Origin of the sequence: Bacillus sp. PAMC28748 (assembly GCF_014250415.1) — a bacterium.
In the GTDB taxonomy this organism is placed as follows: domain Bacteria; phylum Bacillota; class Bacilli; order Bacillales; family Bacillaceae; genus Bacillus; species Bacillus licheniformis.
Genome location: NZ_CP060192.1, coordinates 160,347 through 186,308 on the forward strand (window position 1 = coordinate 160,347; position 25,962 = coordinate 186,308).

At 43.8% G+C, this 25,962-nt stretch carries 26 protein-coding genes, 1 tRNA gene and 1 pseudogene; 8 read left to right on the forward strand and 20 right to left on the reverse strand.

Translation table 11 applies throughout. The annotated features are described in order from the left end of the window. Nucleotides 1-26: 26 nt before the first annotated feature. Complete coding sequence (locus H7F26_RS00875; RefSeq protein WP_003184707.1) at nt 27-944, reverse strand: class I SAM-dependent methyltransferase; 918 nt, start codon at nt 942-944, stop codon at nt 27-29. Nucleotides 945-1,118: 174 nt separating this feature from the next. Beyond that, entirely contained in the window at nt 1,119-2,300 is a 1,182-nt protein-coding gene (alr, locus tag H7F26_RS00880; RefSeq protein ID WP_003184708.1) for an alanine racemase, read from the reverse strand. 314 nt (nt 2,301-2,614) lie between these two features. Between alr and H7F26_RS00885 the strand changes: the two genes are divergently transcribed. The 3 genes from H7F26_RS00885 to H7F26_RS00895 all read left to right on the forward strand — a co-directional run bounded on the left by H7F26_RS00885 (nt 2,615) and on the right by H7F26_RS00895 (nt 5,831). Then, nucleotides 2,615-3,796, forward strand: coding sequence for an oxalate decarboxylase family bicupin (locus H7F26_RS00885; RefSeq protein ID WP_016886467.1), 1,182 nt, complete (start codon nt 2,615-2,617; stop codon nt 3,794-3,796). A 546-nt stretch (nt 3,797-4,342) separates the two neighbouring features. After that, a complete protein-coding gene (locus H7F26_RS00890; RefSeq protein WP_009329446.1) occupies nt 4,343-4,864 on the forward strand; it encodes a hypothetical protein in 522 nt (173 codons plus the stop codon). 19 nt (nt 4,865-4,883) lie between these two features. Then, the gene (locus H7F26_RS00895; RefSeq protein WP_101582641.1) at nt 4,884-5,831 is read left to right on the forward strand and encodes a hypothetical protein; all 948 of its coding nucleotides are present in this window, start codon (nt 4,884-4,886) and stop codon (nt 5,829-5,831) included. A 266-nt stretch (nt 5,832-6,097) separates the two neighbouring features. Here the strand turns inward: H7F26_RS00895 and H7F26_RS00900 are convergent, their stop codons facing one another. Further along, nucleotides 6,098-6,244, reverse strand: a complete 147-nt coding sequence (locus H7F26_RS00900) for a hypothetical protein (protein WP_153915857.1) — start codon at nt 6,242-6,244, stop codon at nt 6,098-6,100. Between the two features lie 7 nt (nt 6,245-6,251). Further along, nucleotides 6,252-6,827 carry a peptidoglycan-binding domain-containing protein gene (locus H7F26_RS00905; RefSeq protein ID WP_369878954.1) on the reverse strand — a complete coding sequence of 192 codons (576 nt, stop codon included), beginning with the start codon at nt 6,825-6,827 and terminating at the stop codon, nt 6,252-6,254. Here H7F26_RS00905 and H7F26_RS22170 point away from each other — a divergent pair. Continuing rightward, nucleotides 6,791-7,192, forward strand: a pseudogene (locus H7F26_RS22170) (tyrosine-type recombinase/integrase); the annotation flags it as partial. The gene H7F26_RS00905 and the pseudogene H7F26_RS22170 sit on opposite strands and share 37 nt — an antisense overlap. 102 nt (nt 7,193-7,294) lie before the next feature. On the opposite strand, the gene H7F26_RS00915 reads toward H7F26_RS22170, so the two are convergent. From H7F26_RS00915 to H7F26_RS00950, 8 genes are all read right to left on the reverse strand, one after another. Further along, a tRNA-Ala gene (locus H7F26_RS00915) sits at nt 7,295-7,367 on the reverse strand. A gap of 114 nt (nt 7,368-7,481) precedes the next feature. Next, nucleotides 7,482-8,468 carry an ADP-ribosylglycohydrolase family protein gene (locus tag H7F26_RS00920; protein ID WP_003184713.1) on the reverse strand — a complete coding sequence of 329 codons (987 nt, stop codon included), beginning with the start codon at nt 8,466-8,468 and terminating at the stop codon, nt 7,482-7,484. 226 nt (nt 8,469-8,694) lie between these two features. Beyond that, on the reverse strand, nt 8,695-9,330 hold the full coding sequence (locus H7F26_RS00925) for a hypothetical protein (protein WP_025807450.1): 636 nt from the start codon (nt 9,328-9,330) through the stop codon (nt 8,695-8,697). Between the two features lie 16 nt (nt 9,331-9,346). Continuing rightward, nucleotides 9,347-11,020: a glycohydrolase toxin TNT-related protein gene (locus H7F26_RS00930; RefSeq protein WP_003184715.1), complete on the reverse strand. Its 1,674-nt coding sequence runs from the start codon at nt 11,018-11,020 to the stop codon at nt 9,347-9,349. A 19-nt stretch (nt 11,021-11,039) separates the two neighbouring features. Then, nucleotides 11,040-11,363: a hypothetical protein gene (locus H7F26_RS00935; protein ID WP_061565924.1), complete on the reverse strand. Its 324-nt coding sequence runs from the start codon at nt 11,361-11,363 to the stop codon at nt 11,040-11,042. Beyond that, nucleotides 11,360-12,067 (reverse strand): DUF5081 family protein, encoded by a 708-nt coding sequence (locus H7F26_RS00940; protein ID WP_003184719.1) that lies wholly within the window; start codon nt 12,065-12,067, stop codon nt 11,360-11,362. The genes H7F26_RS00935 and H7F26_RS00940 overlap by 4 nt, the downstream gene beginning before the upstream one ends. A 17-nt stretch (nt 12,068-12,084) precedes the next feature. Further along, nucleotides 12,085-12,435: a WXG100 family type VII secretion target gene (locus tag H7F26_RS00945; protein ID WP_003184720.1), complete on the reverse strand. Its 351-nt coding sequence runs from the start codon at nt 12,433-12,435 to the stop codon at nt 12,085-12,087. Nucleotides 12,436-12,453: 18 nt separating this feature from the next. Next, nucleotides 12,454-12,813: a hypothetical protein gene (locus H7F26_RS00950; protein ID WP_003184722.1), complete on the reverse strand. Its 360-nt coding sequence runs from the start codon at nt 12,811-12,813 to the stop codon at nt 12,454-12,456. 293 nt (nt 12,814-13,106) lie between these two features. On the opposite strand from H7F26_RS00950, the gene H7F26_RS00955 reads away from it, so the two are divergent. Together H7F26_RS00955 and H7F26_RS00960 are read left to right on the forward strand one after the other, a co-directional pair. After that, nucleotides 13,107-13,316 carry a zinc ribbon domain-containing protein gene (locus H7F26_RS00955; protein WP_003184724.1) on the forward strand — a complete coding sequence of 70 codons (210 nt, stop codon included), beginning with the start codon at nt 13,107-13,109 and terminating at the stop codon, nt 13,314-13,316. 22 nt (nt 13,317-13,338) lie between these two features. Then, nucleotides 13,339-13,512 carry a hypothetical protein gene (locus H7F26_RS00960; protein WP_003184726.1) on the forward strand — a complete coding sequence of 58 codons (174 nt, stop codon included), beginning with the start codon at nt 13,339-13,341 and terminating at the stop codon, nt 13,510-13,512. Between the two features lie 20 nt (nt 13,513-13,532). On the opposite strand, the gene H7F26_RS00965 is transcribed toward H7F26_RS00960, so the two are convergent. After that, nucleotides 13,533-15,014: an alkaline phosphatase family protein gene (locus H7F26_RS00965; RefSeq protein WP_003184728.1), complete on the reverse strand. Its 1,482-nt coding sequence runs from the start codon at nt 15,012-15,014 to the stop codon at nt 13,533-13,535. Nucleotides 15,015-15,030: 16 nt separating this feature from the next. Next, entirely contained in the window at nt 15,031-16,164 is a 1,134-nt protein-coding gene (locus tag H7F26_RS00970; RefSeq protein ID WP_011198232.1) for an MGDG synthase family glycosyltransferase, read from the reverse strand. Between the two features lie 99 nt (nt 16,165-16,263). On the opposite strand from H7F26_RS00970, the gene H7F26_RS00975 reads away from it, so the two are divergent. Further along, entirely contained in the window at nt 16,264-16,812 is a 549-nt protein-coding gene (locus tag H7F26_RS00975; RefSeq protein ID WP_017474929.1) for a YkoP family protein, read from the forward strand. Between the two features lie 44 nt (nt 16,813-16,856). On the opposite strand, the gene H7F26_RS00980 is transcribed toward H7F26_RS00975, so the two are convergent. The 3 genes from H7F26_RS00980 to H7F26_RS00990 form a co-directional block, all read right to left on the reverse strand. Continuing rightward, nucleotides 16,857-17,672, reverse strand: a complete 816-nt coding sequence (locus tag H7F26_RS00980; RefSeq protein ID WP_003184734.1) for a metallophosphoesterase — start codon at nt 17,670-17,672, stop codon at nt 16,857-16,859. Nucleotides 17,673-17,803: 131 nt separating this feature from the next. Continuing rightward, nucleotides 17,804-18,634: an undecaprenyl-diphosphate phosphatase gene (locus H7F26_RS00985; protein WP_003184736.1), complete on the reverse strand. Its 831-nt coding sequence runs from the start codon at nt 18,632-18,634 to the stop codon at nt 17,804-17,806. 77 nt (nt 18,635-18,711) lie between these two features. Then, nucleotides 18,712-19,857 carry an AI-2E family transporter gene (locus tag H7F26_RS00990; RefSeq protein WP_003184738.1) on the reverse strand — a complete coding sequence of 382 codons (1,146 nt, stop codon included), beginning with the start codon at nt 19,855-19,857 and terminating at the stop codon, nt 18,712-18,714. Between the two features lie 211 nt (nt 19,858-20,068). Between H7F26_RS00990 and H7F26_RS00995 the strand changes: the two genes are divergently transcribed. Beyond that, a complete protein-coding gene (locus H7F26_RS00995) occupies nt 20,069-21,055 on the forward strand; it encodes a Gfo/Idh/MocA family protein (protein ID WP_003184743.1) in 987 nt (328 codons plus the stop codon). Nucleotides 21,056-21,099: 44 nt separating this feature from the next. On the opposite strand, the gene H7F26_RS01000 is transcribed toward H7F26_RS00995, so the two are convergent. From H7F26_RS01000 to H7F26_RS01010, 3 genes are all read right to left on the reverse strand, one after another. After that, on the reverse strand, nt 21,100-21,624 hold the full coding sequence (locus tag H7F26_RS01000) for a type 1 glutamine amidotransferase domain-containing protein (RefSeq protein WP_017474927.1): 525 nt from the start codon (nt 21,622-21,624) through the stop codon (nt 21,100-21,102). A gap of 132 nt (nt 21,625-21,756) precedes the next feature. Further along, nucleotides 21,757-23,739 carry a methyl-accepting chemotaxis protein gene (locus H7F26_RS01005; protein ID WP_017474926.1) on the reverse strand — a complete coding sequence of 661 codons (1,983 nt, stop codon included), beginning with the start codon at nt 23,737-23,739 and terminating at the stop codon, nt 21,757-21,759. A 132-nt stretch (nt 23,740-23,871) separates the two neighbouring features. After that, entirely contained in the window at nt 23,872-25,857 is a 1,986-nt protein-coding gene (locus H7F26_RS01010; protein WP_009329465.1) for a methyl-accepting chemotaxis protein, read from the reverse strand. Nucleotides 25,858-25,962 lie beyond the last annotated feature (105 nt).

A 25,962-nucleotide genomic window follows, 5' to 3' on the forward strand; every position in this document is an offset into this window, starting at 1 on the left:
CCCCGGGCGTTTTTCTAGATTTATGTTTATTTTTTTACGGCATGAATGTAATGAATCGTTTCAAAGGCTGACAGATCATCTTTTCGATTTTTAAAATAACGCCCTTGAATATCTGAAGGTGATAAATGCTCGTAAACGAGCAGTCCGGATTGCTGCAGCATGTGCTGTATTTTCTGATACGAATAGCATGATTTCATCGGTTCTCCTCCTGCCGCTGCCATTTTTACCATATTTTCCACCCTGTTGAAGAAGCCTTTCTCTTTAAACAAGTTTTCATCAGCATAATCGAAAACGATCGAACTGCCTGAAGGGAGGTCAGCCATTAATTCCCCGAGCAGTTTTTCGGTTTCTTCCTTTGTTAAGTAGTAAGAAACGCCTAAAAAGCTGAAGAACGTTTTTTTGTTAAAATGAAAACCCTTATCAGCCAATTCTTGATAAGAAAACGACTTGGCAAAGTCCAAAGGAATAAAATGAAGGTGGTCCGGGATGTGAAAACCGGCTTTGTCCAGCTTTTCCTTTTTCAATTTCTGTGTCGCTGGGTGGTCAATTTCAAAGATATCAATTTTGTCCTTTAACTCTAGGTTCCGAAAACAGAAAGTATCCAGCCCTGCCCCAAGAATCACGTATTGTTCTGTCCCAAGCCGAATCTCATGATGCAGCACTCTTTCGCAATAAGCGGCACGGGCGAGCGGCGTCGGAGAGAGCTGAACTTGTGTGATCCATCTTAATATTTCTTCATCGTCTCCCTCGTATTTTTCCGCTATAGCTTTGTTGAAGAACTGTATGCCTTGAATGAAGCTGTTTTTGATATCAGCAAATTCTTGTTGGGAAATGAGCGATTTGGCCAGATTATCATCAAAGATTTTTGGTTCATCATACTGGCTGTGATAAGCTCTGCCAAAAGCCGAAATAAGGGACGTTATACTCGATTCATCTTTTTTCATGTCGGACACTCCTTCATAAACGCAAAAAAATAGGATTCTCCCGGCCAGGAGAATCCTATTATACACACCAATATTTAATTAGTAAATTATAGCATAAATAAATTTTTTTGTCAAGAAATTGCTCTTTTTTATTTTGATCAATGATCGAGCAAACGGCCTGTGAGTATGGGAAAACTACACGTATAACAGCGGGGTCGACTTTTTAAAAATCTCGCCGTCTCTTATATAAAAACGAGGGACGCGCCAGCTTATGGTAGATACCACTTCATAGTTGATCGTATCAAGCATTTCCGCAATTTCATCAACAGATATCTCTGCTCCCTTTTGCCGGCCGTAAATCACGACTTCCTCTCCTTGTTTACCTTCACCCTCTCCCAGACTGACCATTATCATATCCATTGTTACTCTTCCCGCCACCGGCACTCGTCTTCCTCGATGAAGAATAAAACCGCGGTTGGAAAGTTCACGGGAATAGCCGTCAGCATAGCCGACCGGAATTGTGGCAATGACTTCCCCGCGCTCTGCAACATATGTAGCACCATAACTAACCGTCCGCGGTTCAGTCAACATGGTTTTCACATAAGCGATTCGCGCCTTCAAGCTTAGTGCAGGCACAAGCTTAACGAGATTAAGCTGCCTGATATAATCGGAAGGATATAATCCATACATTCCGATGCCTAAGCGAATCATATCAGCGCTGAATTCCGGAAAAGCGATCGCCGCGGCCGTATTGTTCATATGCACCGTAGGCAGCTTAAAGCCTTGTTCTTTCAGAAAGCGAAGAAAGCTGATAAACTTTTCGTGTTGAATCATGGTTAGCTCAGTATCCGGTTCGTCAGCTGTGGAAAAATGCGTAAAAATTCCTTCCCATTCGAGGTTTTCACTTGCCGTCAGCGCTTCCACGATTGCTAAAAGCTTTTCCTTTGTTCGTACACCTAAACGCCCCATGCCGGTATCCACATTGATATGAACAGCCAGCCGGTTAGGATCTGCTTCATTTTCCAATATCTCGTTCGCTTCTTTAATCCAGTCAACTTGAAAAGCTGATAACGATATATTCCAAGCTGCCGCTTCTTTCACACAGCTCAGCGGGGTGAAACCAAGCACAAGGATCGGCGCTTTAATCCCCGCTTTTCGTAAAACGACCGCTTCCTCCACCGAGGCAACGGCGAGCTCACTCGCACCATGTTCAAGTGCATGGCGTGCAACTTCCACCGATCCGTGACCATAAGCATTCGCTTTTACGACAGCCATAATTTTGCTCTTTTTCGGAATATGCCGCCGAAACGCGCGCAAATTTTTTTTGATCGCATCAAGATTTACCTCTACCCAAACTTCACGGCAAAGCTTTTTCATCAACGCTCCCTTCTTTCTTGTCCCATAGTATTCATTTCATGTAGCCGTTCGAAAATTGCCCGGATGCTTTCTATCTCATTCTTATTCAGCTTCGGGCGAAATCATTCAGCCAGTAATCGTTAGCGGTGGAAGGCAAACAGCAGGAGCCCGTGCCGTGCAGACTTTAAATCGAAGGTTTCCTTCTGCTGCCAAAGGAAATGCAAATCTGTCCATCTAGTTTTTTAAAAGTGTCTTAATAAGGCTCCGATTTGATATATTTTAAGCGTCCCTGTCATAAATTTCGGTATACACGACCTGTGAAGGGAGCTTTCCGCATGAAAAGAACAGCCGGGACTCCAGCTTGGTACAATCACGTGCCGCATCCAATAAGAAACGATGGTGCGGGCGCGACCGATTTTGGCCCCCGCGACGTGATGCGGGATTTAGAGAATCCCGACATGTTCGTTCCTCCAAAAACAGATGCCGGAGCAATCCCTAATTTAAAGTTTTCTTTTTCAGACACACATATGCAGTTAAATCATGGCGGCTGGTCCCGTGAAATAACAGCCCGGGAACTGCCGGTATCAACGACGATTGCCGGCGTCAATATGCGGCTGACGCCAGGCGGGGTTCGCGAGTTGCATTGGCATAAGCAATCGGAATGGGCTTACATGATTTTGGGCCATGCGCGCATTACCGCCGTCGATCAGGACGGCCGAAACTTTATCGCCGATGTCGGCCCCGGAGATTTGTGGTTCTTTCCCGCCGGAATACCGCACTCGATTCAAGGGCTTGAGGATGGCTGCGAATTTCTCCTCGTTTTTGATGACGGGAACTTCTCCGAGTTCGATACCTTCACGATTACCGATTGGTTCGCACACACACCGAAAGATGTTCTGGCCGCGAATTTCGGTGTACACGAAAGCGCCTTCGCCCGCATCCCCGACAAACAGCGGTACATCTTCCAAGCAAAAGCGCCGGGACCGCTCGAAAACCAAAAAGTGCCGGACCCGTATGGAACCGTACCAAAAAGCTTCGCATACAGGCTGTTTGCACAAAAGCCTATTGTAACACCCGGCGGAACGGTGCGAATTGTTGATTCTTCAAACTTTCCGATTTCGACAGCGATCGCCGCCGCGCTTGTCGAAGTCAAGCCCGGCGGAATGAGGGAAATGCATTGGCACCCGAACAACGATGAATGGCAGTACTATATCTCAGGGACCGGGCGAATGACAGTATTCGCCGCAAACGGGACTGCCCGGACCTTTAATTACCGGGCGGGGGATGTCGGATATGTCCCGTTTGCCATGGGACATTACATTCAAAATACAGGCAGCGAAAGCCTGTGGTTTTTAGAAATATTCAAAAGCAGCCGCTTCGCAGACATTTCATTAAATCAGTGGATGGCGCTGACTCCGAGAGAACTGGTTGAAGAGCATTTGCATGCAGGCCCTGAGCTGATGAACGCTCTGCGAAAAGAAAAATGGCCAGTCGTCAAATACCGTACGGACAGCTAGGCCATAAACCTAGGAAAATGGCTCGCGAAAAAAGGCAACAAAAAAACCCTTGAATGATCAAGGGTTTTAAAGATGGAGCATAGCGGGCTCGAACCGCTGACCTCTACACTGCCAGTGTAGTTGACATCTTCTGAACAAGTATGTTCAATTCTGACCATCCCTTTTATTTCAAGGGCTATTGAATTGTACATCTGATGACTTCTGAATGAAAATGATGATTGTTGGCAGAGTTGGACAACAATTCGCCAACAATTAAAATTTATTTCTACAAGGCTTTCCATGTCGTGGATTCAAAAGGAGACACGAATTTCATTAAATTTAAAGATATCGTTGGTGTGGAAATGAAGTAACCCCTTTAAAGTTATAAGAGGTCTCCCAGGATTTTTTTGTTCCATATCCGAAAGAAGTTACTCCCTATTTTTTCAGATCAGAATCAATAAGAATATATTATATTTTGTCGAATATATAGGGATATTTACCCATTCATGAAAAAATTAGGCCTGTATAATTGGTTGTGTAAAATTTACAGTAAAGGGGAAATTAAGCATGAAAAAGACTGTATTACCGTTGGCCGCTACTTTTATTTTGGTATCAAGCACGATATTTTCTTTGCCCGAATCAGCCGGTGCTACTTCTAATACTGTAGAAGAAGAATGGGTTACTATTGACGAAGCTGAACAGAGCTCACCTGCAATTCTAGAAAATGCATTAGAACCAGCTTTCAATATCACAGCAAAAAAAGATTACACTACAAACTGGCGTATGAAAAAAGTGAGAGCTGGTAACGGATGGTGGAGATGCAAATATTCGATGCTTACTACAGCAAGAGCCAAAAAGAAAATTAATAAAATTGAAGCAAAATCACGATTATATGCACAAAGTGGTGGTCTTACAAAAAGTGTTACAGACACAAATAAAAACTCAAGTTATGCCGGGGCAGAAGCAATAGGCGGAGTTACTGGAGGATGGGGTTGCAAAGGTAGCGCCTATGGTAATTCAAGATATGAACAAAAAGGATATAAAACTGTCACTCATCAAAAAAAATATAACATATTTGATTTGCTTTAAAATATAAATGAATATTAGAATGAAGATTTTAAACTTTTTTCTCATAGCAGGAGTTTGTTTTTTATTTTCTGGTTGTCATTCTGTTGAAAAGACCGAAAGTCAGAAGAAGGAGACTGCTTCTCCTTCTTCTGACGAAAGATACAACGATGAACAAGAGGGTATTACAGGACCAGGAACAGAAACAGTCTCATATGGATTATATGAGATGAATGGAAAACTCCTTGACACATCAAATATCGGACACAAAGACGGAAAAAAGTACAAAAAAGTATTGTCATTCAGTCATTATGTTAGTGTGAAAAGAAACTATAGCTTAATAATTCTTTCAGACTTTCAAGCAATTCCATTTAAAGCTGACAACAAAAAATATTCGGAATCTTACACATTCGAAATGAATGAAAATACTGTAAGAAAAATTAAATTAGAATTTGAAATTCCCCATAATCATAGCGAGTTAAGCTTATTGATTATTCCCGAAGCTGAGTTCCAATTAGAAACTAAGAACCTTGACATTATTTCTGGACTACAGGAGATTTTCACACTAAGATACGTACAAAACACACCTAACAGCAATCAAAAGGACTACTTACACCCTTTACAGACTACTGATGAATTAACAGGTGAAGAAGCATTTCTAACTTCTCATCCACAAGGAAGTGAAATCTTATATAAAGTAAAAAGCAATAAAAAAGCGTTTTTACAAGTTTTCAACCCACATAATAGACCTTTAGATTACGCAATAATTGCTTTTTCAGGCAATAAGCAAGTTAAATTTAACAAGCAAACTGTATCTTATATATCTGTAAAAAAGGGATCAACTAATATTTATGAAGTAAATATTCCTCAGGTGAGGGAAAAAGAAAACTATCAAATTGTCCTATTTCCTTCCCCTTACAAGACAGGTAAAATCGAGGAGGGCATAAACAACAGAAGCTACTCGACATTGAGAACTTTAATAGAGCCATAAGGGGGAATTTGTATTGTGGATGATATTGATAACTCTCTTACTCATTATTTTAATTGGTTTTACAGGTACTATTGTCTCTTTGCTTAGAGACATAAGGAAGTCTAACCATAGAATTATTGAGCTTTTGGATGAAAATGAAAAGAAGAAAAAGTGACCTTTCTCCATTTGGAGAAAGGCCTTTTTCATTTCAATAACAATTCAAGTTTTGCCTTTGTCTTCGGCCCGTAAATACCGTCAGCAGACAGCCCGTAATCAGCTGGAACCGTTTAAGGACAGGGCTTTTTCAAAAGGGTTTTTAATGTTTCAGAAATACAACTTTGCATTTCATTTTTTGTTGGCAAGCTGTCTATTTTTTTAGTTCGCTCTTCAATAACAACTATTTTTTCATCAATTTCTTGGATTTTTTTCAGCATTTCTTCATTACTTCAACAGAGCTTCAAGTTTCGCCTTCGTTTTAGGTCCGTAAATTCCATCCGCAGACAGCCCGTGCATCATCTGGAACCGTTTGACCGCGTTCGCCGTTTTCGGCCCGTAATAGCCATCTATGCCGTTATTCTTCGCCCCTTTGTCTGGATAGAAATAGAGGGCAGCTAAAGCCTCCTGAACCTGCCGGACGGCCGTCCCTTTCATCAGTGGGCTTTTTACCTTATAGATGCCAGACGGCAGCGGGTAGGATGATTTTTTGCCGCTTGAGGAAGGCTTTTTCTTTTTCGCTTCAATAGCTGCGAGCGCCTTTTCGGTAGCCGGTCCGTAAATTCCATCCACCGCGATACCCGCTTTCTTTTGCAGAGCTTTGACGGCCTGCACCGTTTCATTTCCGTAAGACCCATCAGCCCCGTATTTCGGCAGTGAGAAGCCAGCGGCAATCAAACGTTTCTGCAGCGCCTTGACCTGGGAACCGGACGACCCTTTTTTCAGGATAGTCCCTGTGGGTTTGCTTGACTGGCTGGTGGATGATGTTGTCTTTGCCTGATTTTTATATGGAGGAATTGGCATCTTATTATAGAATATGGCAAAAAGAAAAAGAATTGCTCGGGGATGCGTGGGAAGGCGGAGAAAATCAATACATTTTCCATAGCGGAAAAGGAAAACCATATTATTACACCACGCCAACAAGCAAGTGGTCAAAGTTTTAAAAAAAATACAAATTAAAAGATATAAGGTTACACGATCTCCGGCACACTATGGTAGCATTACTTATAGAAGCAGGGGAAAACCTGAGTGCGATTCAAAAACGCGCTGGACATTCAAGTCACCAAATTACTTCTGCCATATATGGGCATGTCACCGAAAAACTTGAAAATGAAACAGTCGATTATTTTAATCAATTTAATCCTAAAAACATCGGTATCGATCACTGAAAAAAAGGTTTGCCAGCAATTCGCCAACAACTCATTATTCTAGTGGAATTTTTATAAATAACAATAAAAAAGAAACCCTTGATATACCAAGGATTTCCGAGATGGAGCATAGCGGGCTCGAACCGCTGACCTCTACACTGCCAGTGTAGCGCTCTCCCAGCTGAGCTAATGCCCCGTATATTTGAGACATGATTTATTATAGATGGAATTTTGGAGAAAAGCAAGTGGTTTTTGATGTGAAAAAGAAAATGCTCTGTCAGCCGGCCATTTTCTTTTTCACATAGACAATCTATCGCTCCGATTTTTCAAAGCAGAACTGAATGAACCTTTCAGACAAATCCAGAATGTCTTCTTTCCTTGCCAAGGCAGCGATCCATTCTTCCGGGATGCTTTTCATTTGATCATACATTCCAGCCATCGTACCTGTAATAAAGGCAATTGTATCTGTGTCTTCCCCTAGGTTCACTGCTTCCAATACGGCATCAGAATAACGGTCTGAATTGAGGAAACACCACAATGCCGCTTCTAAAGAGTGCACAACATAGCCGTCTGACATAATGTCTTCTCTTTTAACTCTCGCAATGTCATCATTAAGTATCCTCTTATACGCAGAAAACTCATTTTCATACTCGGTTCCTCTCAAATTCTCCAGACAAGAATGAACAGCTTGTTTATATGCCTCTTCAGGAGAATGATCAAATAAGTTTATTAAAAATTCTATATAAATGAAGCATCCCAGCGTTGATCGGGGATGACGATGTGTAATAAAGGCCCACCGTTCGATCTCAGCTTGCCTTTTTGAAAAATCGGATTCGTTCCATAGTGTAAAAGCCAACGGAGATATTCTCATCAACGCTCCGTTTCCATTATCGAACTCAGTTGCTCCGCCGCATTGTTCAATCGGAACACCCCTTTTGAAACGCTCGATTGCATCATCAGTGGCTCTGCCAATATCAAACATGCTGCCGTATGGAGTCCAATACCCTTCCCGATACGCAGCAAACTTTTTCATCAATTCGGTCTCATCTTTTTCTTCGATCAGATTCTCCATTAAACACAAAGTGAGTGATGTATCATCTGACCATGTTCCAGGCGGCTGATTATATGTCCCGTACCCTGTCATTCCAGTTATATTTAAGTTTCTGGCTTTAAATTCCACAGGGACGCCCAGTGCATCACCGATAATTCCGCCAATGATAGTGGAGTACAGTCTTTTTCTAAAGTTAGATAAATGGTTATCTTCGTTCCACTGAAACGGTATTGTTCGTCTTTTCATTTGGCACACCTGCTTTGTTAGATAATCTTTAAAACGCATGGAGATCGATTTCCATGCGTTTTAGTTTTTTTGCTCTTCATTTTTCAAATTTCGGTTTAGAAAATCCATTTAATTAATTATTAAAAAATTCACTAACTATTCTATCTAACTTGTCGTTTCCTTTTTCATTTTCAGAAAGATATTAAATTAAAACAAAACCCTCTGTTATAGTGACCGATGAAAAATTCTACGAAAGAAAAGTATTTATGTCTCCTTCAGAGAAATTATTTGCTATTCCTTCAGTTTCCAACAAGTTTTTCACTTCATTTTCAAATTGATAAAGCAAATAAACTTTTTTGAACGCAATAAACAGTGCTCTTTGATTTTGGATTGCTACTGTAGATTGAATCACATTACCTTTATCGTTGACAAAAGAGACAATTGAACTTGTTTCGTCTTTCTTCTCTAGCATAATCGCTCTATTTTTTACTTGTGATTGTCCCAAAACAAATAAAGAAGCAGGGATCCCTAATATATACATGCCTTCAAAAAGTTTACTTTGATCGAATGTAGGTCCACCTATATCCAACTCTTCATGTTCCATCACAAAAAGCTGAAACTTTTCTAAAAAATAAAAAGAAGATAACCTATCCAATAAAAAGTGTTTTGCCCCTTCAACTTCATTGTCAAATTCTTTTGTTATTTGCAAATAAGGATTATTTTGTCTTTCAACCATAAACAAACCATAAACCCATTTATCTTTGTCTTTCTTCAATATATAAAAATTTTCATACGGAGCAACATTCTCTTTAATGCAACTATCTTCAAGAGTAGTTGATTTCCCCAACTTATTCAAAATTTTATGTGTTTGATTAATATTCACTAAAAGTCCACCCCTTTTATTTAATTTCCCTTATATAACCTAATTTCAATAAATTTTCGACGGTAGCTTCGAACAATTCACCCGTTTCTAAATGCTTAATTTTTGTATTTCCTGTGAAGTATTGAATGCCTCCTCCAGGCCTATCAAACCAAGGAGCAATTTTCCCACCTTCGACTTCAAATTCTATTAATATTTTGTATTTATGATAAGGTGCATCATCACTATGTAAAGCTAAAGCCCTTTGTTCGTATGGAATCCCCGCTGGAGAAACAAAGGTTCCATTCGGGCCTCCATATCTATCAATAATGGTTCCTTGTTCTAGTTTCATTTTCACAGGCTCACCATCAAATCCGTTATTTGGCGGCCAATTGATGTCTCCAGTCTCTTGATTATAGTATTTGGGATTATCATAAACCTCTTTGTATTTTAAATATTTTTCTTCACTTGGAGGATAAGACCAGCCTTCCAGTTTTGCCTTATCTGCTTTACTTATTTCTTTAACAGCTTTGCTGGATCCAGCCTCAATCTCCTTCTCAACCCGCTGAATCGAATCCTGCATCTTCGTTTTCGAAGCCTTATGGGCGTCGTTGACGTGGGCGGAGTAATTGGACCCTTTTCGGACGAGGGTGCCGCCTGCTCCTGCTTCCGCACCGCGGGCAATATCGCTCAAAGCGTCGGCGCTTTTGGCGAATTGTTTTTTAATGGCGAAGCCTGCGTCGTTGAGCCGGTCTTGAGCTTTCAGCCCATTCACCTTCATGCGGTTCGCCCAGATGTTTTTGCTGTCTTTAAGAGATTGTACCATATGTTCTGTTTTGCTTGAAATTTGGCCGATTGTGGCTGCGCTTTTAAATGAGCCTTTCGCCGCGGCAGCGCCTGGGATGATGTCAAGGGCGCCGAACACGCCTCTTTCAAACCTTTCGCCTGTGTTTAACTCCCGCTGCGTCATCCAGTCTTTTCCTGTTGCCGCGCTCGCGATATTGGCTCCTCCGTAGGCGACGGCCACCGTGAGACCTGCCGGTGCGCAAAAGATGGTGAGCACGATAATGCCTGCTCCGGCCAGAAGATCCCGCCATAATTCCTGATTCTTTTGGACATCGCCGATTGATTCGTATTCAAATCCGCGGGAAGAGGCAATCGCTTTCGTGTATTCTTCATACGATAACTCAATGTCGGGGTGGTTGATCTGGAATTCTTCAAATTCTTTGCTCAGTACGTGATCAAACGATTCCGAGTCTTTGAAGATATCATTTACGCTCACTTTCGCTTTGTCGGTTTCAACCGCTTGCTTGGACATGCCGTATCCGACGTAAGTGGTTTCCTTGGAGCCGATCCGGTTTACGGTGGTGTAATTATGTATGGTCAGTCCGCGCATTTTTTCGGCGAACGCGTCTATTTTTTTATAAAAAGGGCTGTCAATGTGGTCTGCCACCAAACTGCCGGCTTTCAGGCAAAAGTCGGCCAGCTTTTGATAATCCTTAAACAGTTCCTCGATCTTGCTTTTTTTGCTGGTGTGGGTAAAGCTGATCGACCTGTCGCTGTCCTTGTCTTTGATTTTGGATTCGATATCTTCCAAGAGATCATTGAGTTTTATAAGGCCGGATTTCATACCGCCGCCGTATTGGCCGCCCGTCAGCGCATCAAGACCGTCTTTCATGCCCTGCCATTCTTCCGGTACGTATTTCACATCCATTTAGATGATCGCCTCATTTCTATTTCTGAATCTTGTAGAGTTTTTGGAGCTCTTTATCTGTTTCATACATTTTCTCCATCGCATAACTGACAATGTGGGAAGCTATACAGTAATTATCAAACAGCTTCATCGTCTTTCCGAGAATATCCGCGTAGCTTTCAATCGCTTTTGATGCTTGTCCGGCTTTATAAAAATCGGATTCTGAGAGGTTTTTGATTTCCTTCTGAACCCCTTCTGTATAAATATCGCAGATGCTTTTCAGCTTATTGGAAATGGTGATCATTTCTTCAAACTCGAGATGGATGTTTGTACCGCCGCCTCCTGCTCCGCCTTCTGCATTCATATCATCGCCCTCCCTGCTCTGAAATTGATCTGCAGTGCATCATAGATCCGGTTGTTCATGATATAAAGGCTGATCCATTCATATCGATCATTTAAAGGATCAACCGAGATGAAGTCTTCGCCTTTTGTAAAGTAAAGTGTTGTCGTCTGGAAGCCGGGGTCTGCCGGTTTTTGCTGTGAGGCTAGCTTGAACGTTTCCACAGCAAGAACTTCTTTTTCATCAAGATTCATTGCCCTGACTTCCGCTTTTTCAGCGGCGCTCATCGGTTTTGTCAAAAAGGCGCGGTCTTGATCACGCGGCTCCCTTACTAAAAATGACACCTTTGAAATGAGCGATAAATAAACTTCGCGCTTTTCCACATAATCTAATGTGTACCCTTTGCCCGGGCTTATTTCAGTCAGGGCGATAACGCGCTCCTCGTCGTCCGGCAGAAATGCGCACATCACGTTATTAAAGCGCACGTATTCTCCGCTTTCTTGGTAATGTTGCAGCAGCTTAATCAGAAAAAAAGCGGTCTTGGTCAGCTTGCCTTCCTTTAAAAGAATGCCTTTTTCAATCAGGCTGTCCTTTGCTTTTATTGCACAATCCGGCTCGACCAAGGCCAGCTGTTCGCGTTCCGGAAGACCGAATATGTAGGAAACTCCGGCTGCTCCTGCTAAAACATACAGTTCTGCCGCCGACAGCGTATCTGCTTTCACCTGCATGTCATTCTCCTTCCCTGTTATAAGTTTTTGATTTCCTGCACTTCACTGAGCTGCGAAAAACCGTCGATGTGTTTTTCCAGCGCATCTAATGCAGCGGTATGCTCTTTCAAGGCGTCTTTCATATCGGCATTCAATTCAATAATCAGCTCAAGGTAGCTTAAAAATGCGTCGCGGGTTTTCCCGCTCCATTTGCCGCTTTCGACGTACGCTTTCAATTCCTTTGCTTTTTTGAGCGAATCGCCGACATGTTTTTCGATCGCTTTCGCATGGGAATGCGCTTTTATTGTTCCATTGTGTGAAATTTTCACAGTCTCTCCGCTTACTTTCGGATTCGCCGCTTGATAGTTGTAGTATCCATATCCGTCCATGACTCGGCTGTTCCTCCTCTACGCCTTTTTCTCTTCAGCTTCAGCTTTTGCTTTATAATACTCCCACTTGCTTTTCGCCTTCGTCTTGGCGCTTTGGATGTCATCGACCATATCTTTAAAATGCTTGACCAATTCCTTCAGCTTGGCATCCTTTTCATGGCGGGTATCCTCAAATTCGTGTGAAGGGATTTTCAAGTCCGGGAGATTGCTGTGGTAAGCCTTCAAACTTGCATCAATTTCTGCTAATTTCGTCTTGACATCGCTTTCTTTATCAGATAAATAGTCGTATAAATTTTTATACTCATCGCGTTTTCGTTCATTTTCCGTGTAGGATATGTGTAAAAAGTTGCCTACTGAATCCCAAAAACCTTCGCTCAAAGCAGCTTCCCCTTTCGTTTATCCTAGTCAATAAAAACTATTTTCCTCTAGTGGATGATATTGTAATAGGTTTATCTTACAGGATGGTCCCAGACGAATGAATAGGTTAAAAGAATTGTTTTCCGCGGCACAAAAATAAAATTACCAGTCGATAAGGATCTTTTATAAGCAAAAAGATCCAGTCTGATTTTCCTTGTTTTCCGGCCGATCATTTCCTGAGAAATATTTTCTTTTGAAGAACATTCCATTATAATGAACTTGGTTGGATTTTACATCGCGAAAGGAGAAGCGCCATGCGTGAACATAAAGGATGTATCAAGTGCGGAAGCACAGATGCGGGGCAAAAAGAAATCGCGACGACCGGCACCGGCCTGTCAAAATTGTTCGATGTGCAGCATAACCGTTTTCTCGTCGTTTATTGCAAAAACTGCGGGTATTCAGAGCTGTACAATAAACAATCTTCAACCGCCGGAAACATTCTCGACCTGTTCTTTGGAGGATGACGGCTCGAAAGGAGAAACGGTTATGGGGGAAAAATACGGTTCATTGATTGCCATATTTATTTTGGCATTATGTGTGCACTCCAACATTGTCGTAGAACATGCGCTCTTACAAACAATCATAAAGGCAGTTTCACTTTTTGTGATGATCGCTTCGGCGCTTGCAGCATTTGTCAAAGGCATCAGACAACCGTCATAATGGCGGGGAGGGGGCTTTAGTCATTCCCCCGCTCCCCGTGATTTGACTAAATCGAGGATCCATTCTTTTATATCGACAAGACGATTGTATGCCGGCATTGTATCGGTTCCGGTGATGATCATGGAGACGAGGGTGTCCTGCTTATGCAGTGCACCGTGGCTGGCTCCTCCGACGTGCGTCGGCGACCCTTCGCCGATAAATTCGTATCCGGGCTTTGCATTGGCGATCAAATAATCGCCTTCATGAGAAAAAAATGAAGCGTACAGTCTGGCCAGCGCATCAGGAAATTTTCCGTATGTCAGGCTGTTCTGCTCAACCGTCAAATCGAGAATATGTAAATCCCCTTCCAGCGTCCACGTTTGTCCAAATTCGTCCGTGCATTTGCCTCCCGGCCGAAATGTGAGCTTCCCGTGCTGCTCCCCCGAAACGGCCTCAATTGAATCCGCTTCATTTTTCCAGCAGATGATGTCGATCCGTTCGTCCTTTTGCAGAATGTCCGCTATCCTCTTGAGCGGAAGCTTCGCTTTATCGAGCGAATAGATGAACGCCATTCTTTCGTTAACTGCAAGAACGATGTCGTCATCGGCCGTCACACCTTTCTTTAATTTCACAATGCGAAAGGCGTCCAAAAGGCTTCTCAAATCAATCAATGCTTCTTTTTTATTGCCGCTGATCCAGGCCTGTCCGTTGTCCCCCATCACGATCCAAATGTGATCCTTTAAAGCGGCTTCCCATGACGAAAAACTGTCTAAAATCCTTTGAACATGCCGGTCGGCTTTCGCCACCCCCGCTGCGTCGTTCCTCCCGTGTTTATGCACGTGCTGGTCGAGATCGGGAAAATAGACGAGCGCAAGAGGCGGTACTTTGTTTGTTTGAATCAGATAGACCAATTCATTGGTTGAAAATCGGTCGTTAAAACCGAATTTTTTGAAAAGTGAGCGGTTGGCCGGATTCACTTTGGAAAAACCGCCGTACGAAAACAGCTGGGATGCGTTGATTTTGACTGACCGGTTTAATCCGGAAATCATTGAAAAAAGAAAGGGAATCTGCAAATAGCCGTCCCGGCTCCCCCTGTGCAAGAGCGCATTGATCGAGCACGTTTCGATTCCTTTTTCGTCAAGCTCTTCGTGAAGCGTCTTCACCTGTTGGCTTAAATGAACCTGATTCAGATTGTAAAAGACGTCTCTGGAGGATTGTTTGATGCCTAATTTCAGAAGCTCTCGAATGTGGCTGCCATAATTGATAATCCGTTTTTCCTTCGCGTTGTACCACACAAGGCCAGGCACTTTGTGCTGGTCGCTGTACACCCCTGTAAGCAATGTGCTGTCGACATTGACAGACATCGTCGGAAAAGGGCTGATCATATCAGGCACATAACGCCCGTTTTCCAGTAAATATTGCAGTCCAGGAGCCTGTCCGTTTTTCACGGCTTCTTTGAGCGGTTCATCCATTAATGAATCGATCAGCAACATGACGACTGATTTCTTGCTGCTCTCAGACATCGTTCTTCCTCCTCCCTTATACGTGAGCATTCCCTAAACCGCTCCGGTTATGAATGATCCCGTCTAAAATATCGCTGAAATCACGGTCCGATTTTTCGCGCAAATATTGATCGACGCTCATTTGATAGCGCCTGATGTCTTCATCCGAACGGAAAAAGGAAAGCAGCTGCTGTTCAATCGGCTGCTGTTTTTGCTGATTCAGTTCGATGACAAGGTTTTTCTTTTTCAGAATATCGAGATTCATCTCTTCCTGTCCGGGCAGCGCATGATAGATGAAAACAGGGAGCTGTTTTTCAATGCACTCGCTGATCGTGACGCCGCCGGGCTTCGTAATAATGCCCGACGCCTCCGCGTATAAGCGGTTCATTTCAGTCTTGCTTTCGATATAAGGCAGCGCTTTAATATATGGATTGTTTAAATCACGAACATACCGGTAGAGCTTTCGGTTTTTTCCGCATAGTATTTGGTATGCGACATTCCCGTTCGGCGACAGTTCCCGCACGAGTTTAAAAATGCCGCCCACCCCCATGCTTCCGCCGGTTATGAGGATGTTGCAAAACGCTTTTTTGTCCCCGTCCTGCTCAGGCTTTCTCTCCGTTTTATAGGAACGGTGCACAGGTATTCCGGTCAGAAAAATTTTCTCTTCATCAACGCCTTCTGCGATCAGCTGGTCTTTGATGTCTTTGATCGGCGCGAAATGATAATCAATCTTCTCTCTTCCCCAGATTCGGTTGACGAAAAAATCGGTATATACATTGGCCACTTTCATGTCGGGAAATTGGCCTTTTAAGCGGTTCAGCAAATAGGAGGGCAATGCATGCGTACAGAACACGATATCAGGCTTTTTTTCTGCAATAATCTGCTGCATGCCTTTCAAAAAGATCAGCTCATACAAGAGGTGGCGCTTTGCCGTTTCATGGCGCCCGCACGCCAGGAGATGATAGACCGAGCTGTAGACTTTCGGAAAATACTGAATCCATGACAAATATGCCGCAGAGGAGGCCTTTTCCAGCCGCCGATAAGCATGTGAAAAAATGTCGATTTTTTCACAGTGATGGGATTTGAGGAGCAGTTCTGTCTGCAGCGAATCGGCAACGTGATGATGACCGGTGGAAATGCTTAAAAAAGGGAAAATCAGAATCTTTGTCATCTCCATCCTCCATTTCAGAAGAAAAATGTTTTCCATTTATATTTTTCAAATATCCAGCCAAAATATAAGTGTATTTTTTCAGGAAAGGAAAGTGACGACTTGAGAAACTGTTTTTTGTCAATTTGGAGTGTAATTGACCCGTTTTATTATTTTTTTTCAAGACTGACACTCATTGACCAAACGAAAACGAGCATTTTTCGCGTCCGTCTAACAAAGTACAAAGGGATCGATGTGGTGTTAAGCGATGGGACGGTTATTAAGAAAAACGATGTTCTGATCAAAATTCATCTGCACAATATTAAGCTGATCAAGGAGCTTCAAAATATTAAGAGCGCTTTCAGAAGAGGCATTCTCATTTATCAAAAAGCGTATTTTTCAATGCCGATCTTGGCCGAATATATCAAAAATCATCACCGGTCAGACCAAATTAAAGGCATCATCGGCATCACTACGCTGCATAAAGGAGTTGAGAGGCTCGGTTTTGAAGCGGTTGAGCCTGCGAACCAGTTTTACAGAGTGTTCAAGAAGCTGACGCAGATACCGATCTTATATTTAACAACAAAGCAATTTTCTCTTCGCAAAATCCCCCCTTCCCAATATTTGTTTATTTCGAAAGAAAAATTGTTCAAGTCCTATCTGCAGAAATAAATAAAAAAGAGACTGATGCAAAAAAATGCAACAGCCTCTTCTTTTTATGAAATGTGATGGAACGTCATTTCCGGACGGCTTCCGATTCGGATGTTCGCCCCAGTCTGACCCAATCCCTCGCTGATATAAAACGGTTTGTCATGATGGTAGTGAAGACCTTTTATCATATTCATTCGCACAAGCTTTCCCATCTTCACGAGATGATAAGGCTTCGGCCAATGAATCTGACCGCCGTGAAAATGTCCTGAAAGAAGATAGTCAAAGTGAAATTCCTGCATATCAAGCACAACGTTCGGATCATGCGTCAATACAAGGTTGTAGCCCTCTTTAAGCCCTTTATATGAACCGGCAATATCGCTTCGCTTCGTGCTGTAATCATCAATCCCGATAATGTTGAGTGTCTCGCCTTCCACTTCAATGGAGACATGCTGGTTCTGTAGGGTGATGCATCCGTTATCTTCCAGTACACGTTTCAGCTTCCGAAAGTGTTCGTCTTTCAATAGGTAGTCATGGTTGCCGAATACAGCGTACATCCCGTATGCCGGCTTCAGTTTTTTCAAAGCTTTTAAGTAGTTTGCAAGCTTTGGAATATTTCTCTTCCTATCAAGAAAATCTCCTGTTAAAGCAATGAGATCCACTCGTTTTTTATTGGCAAGTTCAAGAATCCGTTCAGGTGAAATCGAAATGTTTTCTAAATGAAGATCGGACAGATGAAGAATGTTCAGCTTTTTCTTTAAAGCGGGAGCCTGCACGCGCTCGACCGAAATCGTGTTGACTTTCACATCTTTTGTATTGTGGTTCGCTTTATATAAAAAAGGCATGAGGCCTAAGATAATCAATAAACATGCGATAATAAACATTTCAATATCTCCTCCCTCTTACTAGTATAGTAAGTTGGCAGGCGGTTTTACAGTGGGAAATAATAGAATATCATTCTTTTTACCCATAACAAAACCGATTTCCAGCCGGAAATCGGTTCGCATTTTCACTCTTACAGAAACAAAATGAACAGAAGCAGCCCTAAAACGATTCGATAGATGGCAAACGGAACCAGCTTGATCTTGTTGATCAGCCGGAGGAAAAAACGGACGACAAAAAGAGCGACAATAAAAGCGCTGATAAACCCTGCGATAAAGAAAGGCAACAGGTCTGCACTCAAATATGCCCAGTTTTTGATTAAAGAGAGCAGGCTTGCACCCATCATGATCGGAATCGCCATGATGAAGGTGAAATCAGCGGCCGCTCTGTGGCTCAAGCCGAGAATAACCCCGCCTGAAATCGTCGAACCCGAGCGCGAGAAGCCCGGCCAAAGCGCCAGACATTGAAACAGCCCCATGCCAAGCGCCTGCTTATACGTCATCCTATCAACCGAATCTGTCGTATCCTTGCGCCGATTGATCCAGTCGGCTGCGAGCATCAGCACCGCACCGGCGATGAGACCGACCGCAACGGTGCGGACGGAAAACAAGTATTGATCAATATAGTCTTCAAATAAAAATCCAAGCACAGCGGCGGGAACAAGGCCTACAGCGATTTGGGCGATGGAAAGGCGGTTTCCCGATTTCTGCTCTTCCGTAATGTTTTTCTTCATGCCTAAAAGATTGAGAATCCGGTCTTTAAATACGATGGCGACGGCAAGGATGGAGCCGAGCTGAATCACGACTTTAAAGGTATTCGCCGCCTCCGGCGTAAGCAGTTCTTTCGATTTCAGCCAGACATCGTCAACAATAATCATATGCCCTGTTGACGATACAGGGGCATATTCGGTTAATCCTTCAACAATTCCAAGTATGATAGCGACAATAATATCCCAAATGTTCATATGTCATTCCTTTCGCTTCCTTAAAACTTGTCCTCTAATAAACTATTTATATTAAAAGCCGATTATGCAAGCGGGATTCAGACTTCTTCGTTTTTTTCGTAAAGGTGTGAACGCTGTTTAAACCATTCAAATAAATGCGTGACAACCACTTTGATGACCGCGTATCCGGGGATGGCGAGAATGACGCCGATCACGCCGAACAGCTTGGCTGCCGTCAGCAGCACAAAGATGATTGTTACCGGATGGATGTGCAGGTTTTTTCCCATAATCTGCGGCGAAATAAATTTTCCTTCAAACAGCTGCACCACAGTCCAAACGATGATCAGCTTCACAAGCATAAACGGAGAAGTGACCAAAGCGATGATGATTGCCGGCGTAATCGCAATCGTCGGTCCGAGATACGGAACGATGCTCGTACACGCCGCCACAAGGGCCAAAAGAGAAGCATAATCAAGACCGATGATCATATATCCGATAAACAACAGGCAGCCGATACAGAAGCTGACGATGATCTGCCCCCTGATATACGAACTCAGCCGGTGATTCATCTCGGACATCATCACATACGTCTGCTCCCGCAGGCGGACCGGTATGAGTTTTAGAATAAACAGCGGCAGTTTTTTGCCGTCTTTCAACAAGTAAAACAGGATAAACGGCACGGTCACAATCGAAATCACGACCTCTGTCACGGCGCCTATGAACGTTCCCACACCGGTAAACGTACTGTTTAAAATGGTGGTAGCTTGATCGGATAATTTGCTTGCCAAATCGGTCAGATTGATGTTCATCGTCTGCTGGACCTGATTAAAGAACTGGCTTCCGATCAGCTGTTTAATTTGGTCTTCCACAATGTGGACATACCTTGGGAAGTTATCGACAAGGCTTGTGATCTGTTCCCTTAACAGCGGGATAACAGAGACGATCGAAATCGTGATCAGACCGATGATCACAATGTAGAGAAGAAGAATCGAATAAATTCTTTTCACGTTTTTCCGCTCTAGAAAATCAACGATCGGATTTAACAAATAATAAACGACACCTGTCAGCACGACAGGCAGAGCGATGGTTTCCACAAGAACGATGAAAGGCGTGAAAATAAACGATGCTTTTGTAAATACAAGGATGTTCAGTCCGATCAAAAGCAGAATAAGCAGAAACAGGACGAATTTATTGTCTAAAAAAAACTTTTTAAACCTGCCGCCCCACATATGCAAAGAGTCCATGGCGATCCTCCATTAACGTTGGTTTTATAAATTAAATTGTACACTATTACTCCTCATACTAAAAATAAAACCATTGCTATTGGTCTTTTTTTCCGCTTGAAAACGTTTATTGTTATATAGATATACGCCGGCGTTTCCGTCTTTTTGTCTTTCGCCGGCAAAAGAAAACACTGTATAATAAACATATCCTACAGCGAAAGGGGAAAATAGCATGATGCGGTTCGGGGTAGTCGGAACAAATTGGATTACCGACCGGTTTCTTGGGGCGGCCCGTTTGATCGAAGATTTTCAATTAACCGCGGTATATTCAAGGACCGGAGAGCGCGGACGTGAATTCGCGCAGAAATACGGAGCCGAGGCGGTTTTTACCGATATCGGAGAAATGGCTGAGAGCGATGTTATTGATGCGGTATATATCGCAAGTCCCAACTCTTTACATAAAGATCAGGCAGTTACATTCATGAAAAGCGGAAAACACGTCCTGTGCGAAAAACCGCTTGCGTCCCATGTCAAAGAAGCGGAAGAAATGGTAAAAACAGCGCAGGAACACCGCGTAACATTTATGGAAGCGATGAAAACGACGTTTCTTCCGAATTTTAAAAACATCAGTCGCAACCTGCACAAAATCGGCAAAGTCCGCCGTTTTACAGCCAGCTACTGCCAATACTCTTCCCGCTATGACGCCTATCGAAACGGAACCGTCTTAAACGCATTTAATCCGGCTTTATCGAACGGTTCCTTGATGGATATCGGCGTCTATGGCGTTCATCCCGCGATCGTCCTGTTCGGCAAACCCCTCGAAGTCAAAGCGAACGGGCTGATCCTTGAGTCAGGGGCGGACGGTGAAGGAACAGTGCTGTTAAAATACAAGGAGCACGAAGCCGTACTGATGCACTCGAAAATCTCAAATTCCTTCATCCCGGCTGAAATTCAAGGAGAAGAAGGCTCTATCGTCATCGATAAAATCCACCGCCCCGAACAAGTCGACATCCGCTATCGGGACGGTCGGGTTGAACATCTTACGCTGCCTGATGACAAACCGGCCATGTTTTATGAAACAGAGGAATTCATCAATTTAATTAAACAAGGGCGGATCGAGTCTTCGCTTAACACGTTTGAACGTTCTATAGACACATTGGCGGTCATAGATGAAGCGCGCAAACAGATCGGTCTCGTTTTCCCCGCTGATCACATGTAGCAAATGAGCCGCCCCGGCTCGAATGAACGGGCGGCTCATCTGTTTTAGGACTGCGCCAAAAGATCGGCAAAGGCTTTGACATAGATCGGCAGGTCCGGCGGGCGGCGGCTTGACACGATATGGCCGTCGACGACCGCTGCTTCATTCACCCATATGGCTCCGGCATTTTCCATATCGTCTTTAATCCCCGGTGTGCTTGTAACCTTCCTGCCTTCCAATATTCCTGCAGAAATCAGCACCCAGCCGGCATGGCAGATTTGTCCGATGGGCTTCTTCCTTTCGTTGAACCACCGAATCATCTCCAGGACCTTGGGATATCTTCTGAGCTTGTCAGGCGCCCAGCCTCCCGGAACCAGAACGGCGTCGTATTCCTCAATGTTCACGCTTTTCAGCTCATAATCTGAGACAGCGGGCACTCCGTATTTGCCCTTGTATTCATGATCCGCTTTTTCACCAATGAAATGTACGATCGCTCCTTCTTCCTTCAACCTTAAAACTGGATACCACAGTTCTAAATCTTCGAATTCATCGCTGACAAGCGCGATCACTTTCTTGCCTTCCAGTCGCATGATTGATCCCCTCCTGTACAACCAGTGTACGATAGATGACAGTCTGTTTAAACCTATTTATACCCTTCCCCGTTCCTTTAAAAAGATGCTTTTCCCGGGCAAAAGGCTGCCGGATCGGCGGAAGCCTGATGTTTAGTCAATCTTAAATTTTTTCGTTAAATCGCGCAGTTCTTCAGCCATTTGTTCAAGCGTAGCCGCAGAAGAACTGATTTCTTCCATTGAAGCGAGCTGTTCTTCAGCCGAAGCGGCGATGTCTTGAATGCTTCCTGAGCTTTCACGCGATACGTCTGCAATTTCTTCAACCGCTCCCGCAACTTGCTGCGACCCTTCTGACAGCTCTTCAACCGCCGCATTCATCGTCTGCAGCTTGCCCGCGATTTCGTTTGTCATGTCATAAATCTGTTTAAAGCTTGTGTCTGTTTCATCTGTGATGGTGAGTCCCGACTGTACTTCACGGTTGACGTCCTGGAACATGTCCAGCGATTTTCCGATTTCATTGACGATTTCCTGAATGAGCGCTTCGATTTCTTTTGCCGAGGACGCTGATTGCTCAGCCAGTTTGCGCACTTCTTCGGCAACTACAGAAAACCCTCTTCCGGCTTCACCGGCTCTTGCGGCTTCAATTGCTGCGTTTAATGCGAGCAAATTCGTCTGGTCTGCGATTCCGTTGATCACCCGCAGAATCGCCGTAATGTCTTTTGATTTGCTTTCAAGTCCTTTCACGACGGATTCCGCTTGTTTAACGGAATGATCAATGGAATTCATCTGTCCGACCGTTTTTTGAACAAGCTCCCCGCCTGTACCGGCAATGTCCGTCGATTGAATGGATGATTCTGTAATGGATGCTGAGACTTTGGACATTTCATGCAAGCGGCTGTTCATGTCGGCCAGCTGCTGCGCACTGATTTCCACTTTTTCATTTTGGCTTTCATTTCCGTTTGAAAATTGTTCGATCGCAGATGTAATATGTTCTGTCGCCTTGCTTGTCTGATCCGCGCTCGCAGTCAGCTGCTCTGAAGAAGAAGCGACGTTTTCAACCGATGTCTGAATAACGCTGATTAAAGAGCTCAGCGATTCAGCCATATCGTTGAAGCTTGTGCCGAGCTGTCCGATTTCATCTTTTGAACGGACAGTGATTTTTTGCGTCAGGTCGCCTCCGCTGATGCTTTTCGCAGAGGAAACGAGTTCGCGGAGCGGCCCTGTGATCGATCTTATAATGAGAATCATGAGAAGCACGCCGATGATGATGCTGGCGCCCAACGTAATCAGAGCGGCATTCAGCACAGGCTGTGACGCTTCTTTTAATTCAGTGATGTAAATGGTTCCGCCGATTTTCCAGCCGGTCAGCTTATTGGTCGCGAAAGCCATCTGTTTTTCGCCGTCAAGCGTGTATTTGAATGTTCCTTTGTCATTGGCGTATACCTTTTCCACCCAGCCGCCTTCGACATCTGAGCCCGCATCATGTTTCGGGTGGGCGACAAACTTTTTATCAGCGCTCGTGATAAAGGCAAAGCCTTTTTTCCCGATGGTTACGCGTTCTGTCGCTTTAATGAGCTCTTCGATTTTCATATTGACGGCGACAACGCCGGAGCCGTCCTCATGCATCTTGGCGATGGTGATAACCACCGTTCCGGTTGACGCCGTTTTGTAGGGGTCTGTGATAACGACTTCGCCCTTGTGTTCAGCGGCTTTTTTATACCAGTCCCGCTCTACCGGATTATATCCGCTCGGCATCTTTTGATCCGGGTAGCGGATGAACTTCCCGTCCTTTGATCCGGTAAAGATTCCTTCAACGTCGGGATGGAGCTTGGCGAACTGTTCGAATTTCACTTTCAAAGAGTCGCTTTCCTTCCCTTTAAAAGAGTTTTCGTTAATGAACCCGCTGAAATAGGACATGGCGTTTGTTTTCTGGCTGATATTCTGATTGATGATTTCATTCAGCTGATTAACGTTTTCACGCGCATTGTCCATAATTTCCCCGTCAAGCGTACTGCTTGCAGTTTGATACGCACTATAGGAGAGGACGATGATTGGAACAGTTAAGATAAGCAAGAATGAAAGAATTAATTTCTTTGCAATGGAGGGACGTTTCATCCAATTTACAATGTTTGACATATAATTGTTGACTCCTCTTTTCTGTTATATTCCTAATATCGGATTCTCTTAAAAGTTTTTATATGGATTTTATAACTTTTTATAGTCTAAAATAACTAAAAAACATCCGGCGGATAACCGGATGTTTTAAAGCTATTCAATCTTAAATTTGCGTGTCAAATCACGCAGTTCTTCAGCCAGCTCCGCCAGTGTCGTGGAGGATGCGCTGATCTCTTCCATTGAAGCAAGCTGTTCCTCAGCTGAAGCAGCGATGTCCTGAATGCTTGCCGAACTTTCTCTCGATACATCAGCGATTTCTTCGACCGCGCCCGCAACTTGGCGGGAGCCTTGCGTCAATTGTTCGACAGCGGCATTCATGGTCTGCAGCTTGCCAGCGATATCATTGGTCATATCGTAAATCGTTTTGAAGCTTGTCTCTGTTTCATCGGTGATTCGAAGTCCTGACTGTACTTCATGATTGACCGATTTGAACATGTTCAGGGAGTTGTCGATCTCCTTGACGATTTCCTGAATTAAATGTTCAATTTCCTTCGCCGAGTCGGCGGATTGTGCGGCGAGCTTCCTGACTTCTTCCGCCACTACCGAAAAGCCGCGGCCCGATTCTCCGGCCCTTGCCGCTTCGATCGCGGCATTGAGCGCCAGCAGATTCGTTTGGTCGGCGATTCCGTTAATCACGCGCAAAATGCTTGTGATATCTTTGGATTTAGCTTCCAGTCCTTTGACGACGGCTTCCGCTTGCTTGACAGACCGATCGATCGAATTCATTTGGCCGACCGTCTTTTGAACAAGCTCTTCTCCTTTGCCGGCAATCTCAGTCGATTTCAGCGACGCATCGGTAATCGCAGCTGATGTTTTTGACATGTCATATAACCCGTTGTTCATTTCATTCAGCTGATGCGAGCTCGCTTCCACTTTTTCTTTCTGGCTTTCATTTCCGTCGGAAAATTGTTCAATGGCCATTGTAATATGCTCAGTCGCTTTGCTTGTCTGCGCCGCGCTGGCATGAAGCTCTTCAGATGAAGAAGCTACATTGTCAACTGATGATTGGATGACGCTGATTAAAGATCTCAGCGATTCGGCCATTTCATTAAAGCTTGTACCGAGCTGACCGAATTCGTCTTTTGAACGGACTTCGATTTTTTGCGTCAAATCGCCTCCGCTGATGCTCTTTGCGGATGACACGAGCTCGCTTAACGGCTTGCTGATTCCGCGGATAATAAAGTAGATGAGAATGCCGCCGAGCACGATCGCCGCTGCCAAAATGATTATCGCCATGTGGAAGACGGGCTGGGCGGCCTCTGATATCTCATCTGTGAACATCGTTCCGCCGATTTTCCAGCCGGTCAGCTTGTTCGTCGTAAAAGCCATTTTCTTTTCTTTTCCTTCAAATGTATATTGAAAATCGCCTTTCTCACTGCCGTACATTTGTCCAACCCAGTCGCCTTTGCCTTCGGTTCCGGCTTCGATTGTCGGATGGGCAACATATTTTTTGTCATTGCTTGAAATAAACGCAAAGCCGCTTTTTCCGATGTTGACGCGCTCTGTCGCTTTGATGAGTTCATCGATTTTCATGTTGACGGCAACAACTCCTGAGCCGTCCTCCGTCTGCTTCGCAATCGTAATGACCATCGTTCCGGTTGACGCTGTTTTATAAGGGTTTGTGATGATCACCTTTCCTTTATTTTCAACGGCTTGCTTATACCAGTCCCTGTCCGCCGGGTTATAGCCTTTCGCCATTTTCTCGGCGGGATATCGGATGAACTTGCCGTCTTTTGAACCTGTGTAGATCGCTTCCACATCCTGATTCAGCTTGGCGTACTGCTCGAGTCTTTCTACGAGTGATGCGTTCTCTTTTTCTTGATAAAGCTTTTCATTTACCAAGCCGCTGAAAAAGGAGACGGCCTCCTCTTTCTCTCCGATATTCTGGTCTATGATCTCATTCAGCTGTTCGACATTATCGCGTGCGCTTCTCATGATTTCCGTTTCAAGAGAGCTTCCCGCCGTTTGGTACGCACTATAGGATAAGGCCAAAATCGGCAAAGTTAAAACCAATATAAAGCTGAAAAACAGCCTTTTTGAGATAGACGGACGTTTAAGCCAGTCCAATATCTTTTTCATTTAGTATAACTCCTTTAGCTTCTAGATTATGAAACTAATATCGGAGCTTTCATTTACTTTTGCATATTAAAAAACTTTAAAAAGTATTTCTGAAAATTCTTGAAG

Coding starts and splice junctions, on each gene's coding strand:
- H7F26_RS00875 (WP_003184707.1), bottom strand. CDS start 944: ATGAAAAAAGATGAATCGAGTATAACGTCCCTTATTTCGGCTTTTGGC.
- alr (WP_003184708.1), bottom strand. CDS start 2,300: ATGAAAAAGCTTTGCCGTGAAGTTTGGGTAGAGGTAAATCTTGATGCG.
- H7F26_RS00885 (WP_016886467.1), top strand. CDS start 2,615: ATGAAAAGAACAGCCGGGACTCCAGCTTGGTACAATCACGTGCCGCAT.
- H7F26_RS00890 (WP_009329446.1), top strand. CDS start 4,343: ATGAAAAAGACTGTATTACCGTTGGCCGCTACTTTTATTTTGGTATCA.
- H7F26_RS00895 (WP_101582641.1), top strand. CDS start 4,884: ATGAAGATTTTAAACTTTTTTCTCATAGCAGGAGTTTGTTTTTTATTT.
- H7F26_RS00900 (WP_153915857.1), bottom strand. CDS start 6,244: ATGCTGAAAAAAATCCAAGAAATTGATGAAAAAATAGTTGTTATTGAA.
- H7F26_RS00905 (WP_369878954.1), bottom strand. CDS start 6,827: ATGCCAATTCCTCCATATAAAAATCAGGCAAAGACAACATCATCCACC.
- H7F26_RS00920 (WP_003184713.1), bottom strand. CDS start 8,468: ATGAAAAGACGAACAATACCGTTTCAGTGGAACGAAGATAACCATTTA.
- H7F26_RS00930 (WP_003184715.1), bottom strand. CDS start 11,020: ATGGATGTGAAATACGTACCGGAAGAATGGCAGGGCATGAAAGACGGT.
- H7F26_RS00935 (WP_061565924.1), bottom strand. CDS start 11,363: ATGAATGCAGAAGGCGGAGCAGGAGGCGGCGGTACAAACATCCATCTC.
- H7F26_RS00940 (WP_003184719.1), bottom strand. CDS start 12,067: ATGCAGGTGAAAGCAGATACGCTGTCGGCGGCAGAACTGTATGTTTTA.
- H7F26_RS00945 (WP_003184720.1), bottom strand. CDS start 12,435: ATGGACGGATATGGATACTACAACTATCAAGCGGCGAATCCGAAAGTA.
- H7F26_RS00955 (WP_003184724.1), top strand. CDS start 13,107: ATGCGTGAACATAAAGGATGTATCAAGTGCGGAAGCACAGATGCGGGG.
- H7F26_RS00960 (WP_003184726.1), top strand. CDS start 13,339: ATGGGGGAAAAATACGGTTCATTGATTGCCATATTTATTTTGGCATTA.
- H7F26_RS00965 (WP_003184728.1), bottom strand. CDS start 15,014: ATGTCTGAGAGCAGCAAGAAATCAGTCGTCATGTTGCTGATCGATTCA.
- H7F26_RS00970 (WP_011198232.1), bottom strand. CDS start 16,164: ATGACAAAGATTCTGATTTTCCCTTTTTTAAGCATTTCCACCGGTCAT.
- H7F26_RS00980 (WP_003184734.1), bottom strand. CDS start 17,672: ATGTTTATTATCGCATGTTTATTGATTATCTTAGGCCTCATGCCTTTT.
- H7F26_RS00985 (WP_003184736.1), bottom strand. CDS start 18,634: ATGAACATTTGGGATATTATTGTCGCTATCATACTTGGAATTGTTGAA.
- H7F26_RS00990 (WP_003184738.1), bottom strand. CDS start 19,857: ATGGACTCTTTGCATATGTGGGGCGGCAGGTTTAAAAAGTTTTTTTTA.
- H7F26_RS00995 (WP_003184743.1), top strand. CDS start 20,069: ATGATGCGGTTCGGGGTAGTCGGAACAAATTGGATTACCGACCGGTTT.
- H7F26_RS01000 (WP_017474927.1), bottom strand. CDS start 21,624: ATGCGACTGGAAGGCAAGAAAGTGATCGCGCTTGTCAGCGATGAATTC.
- H7F26_RS01005 (WP_017474926.1), bottom strand. CDS start 23,739: ATGTCAAACATTGTAAATTGGATGAAACGTCCCTCCATTGCAAAGAAA.
- H7F26_RS01010 (WP_009329465.1), bottom strand. CDS start 25,857: ATGAAAAAGATATTGGACTGGCTTAAACGTCCGTCTATCTCAAAAAGG.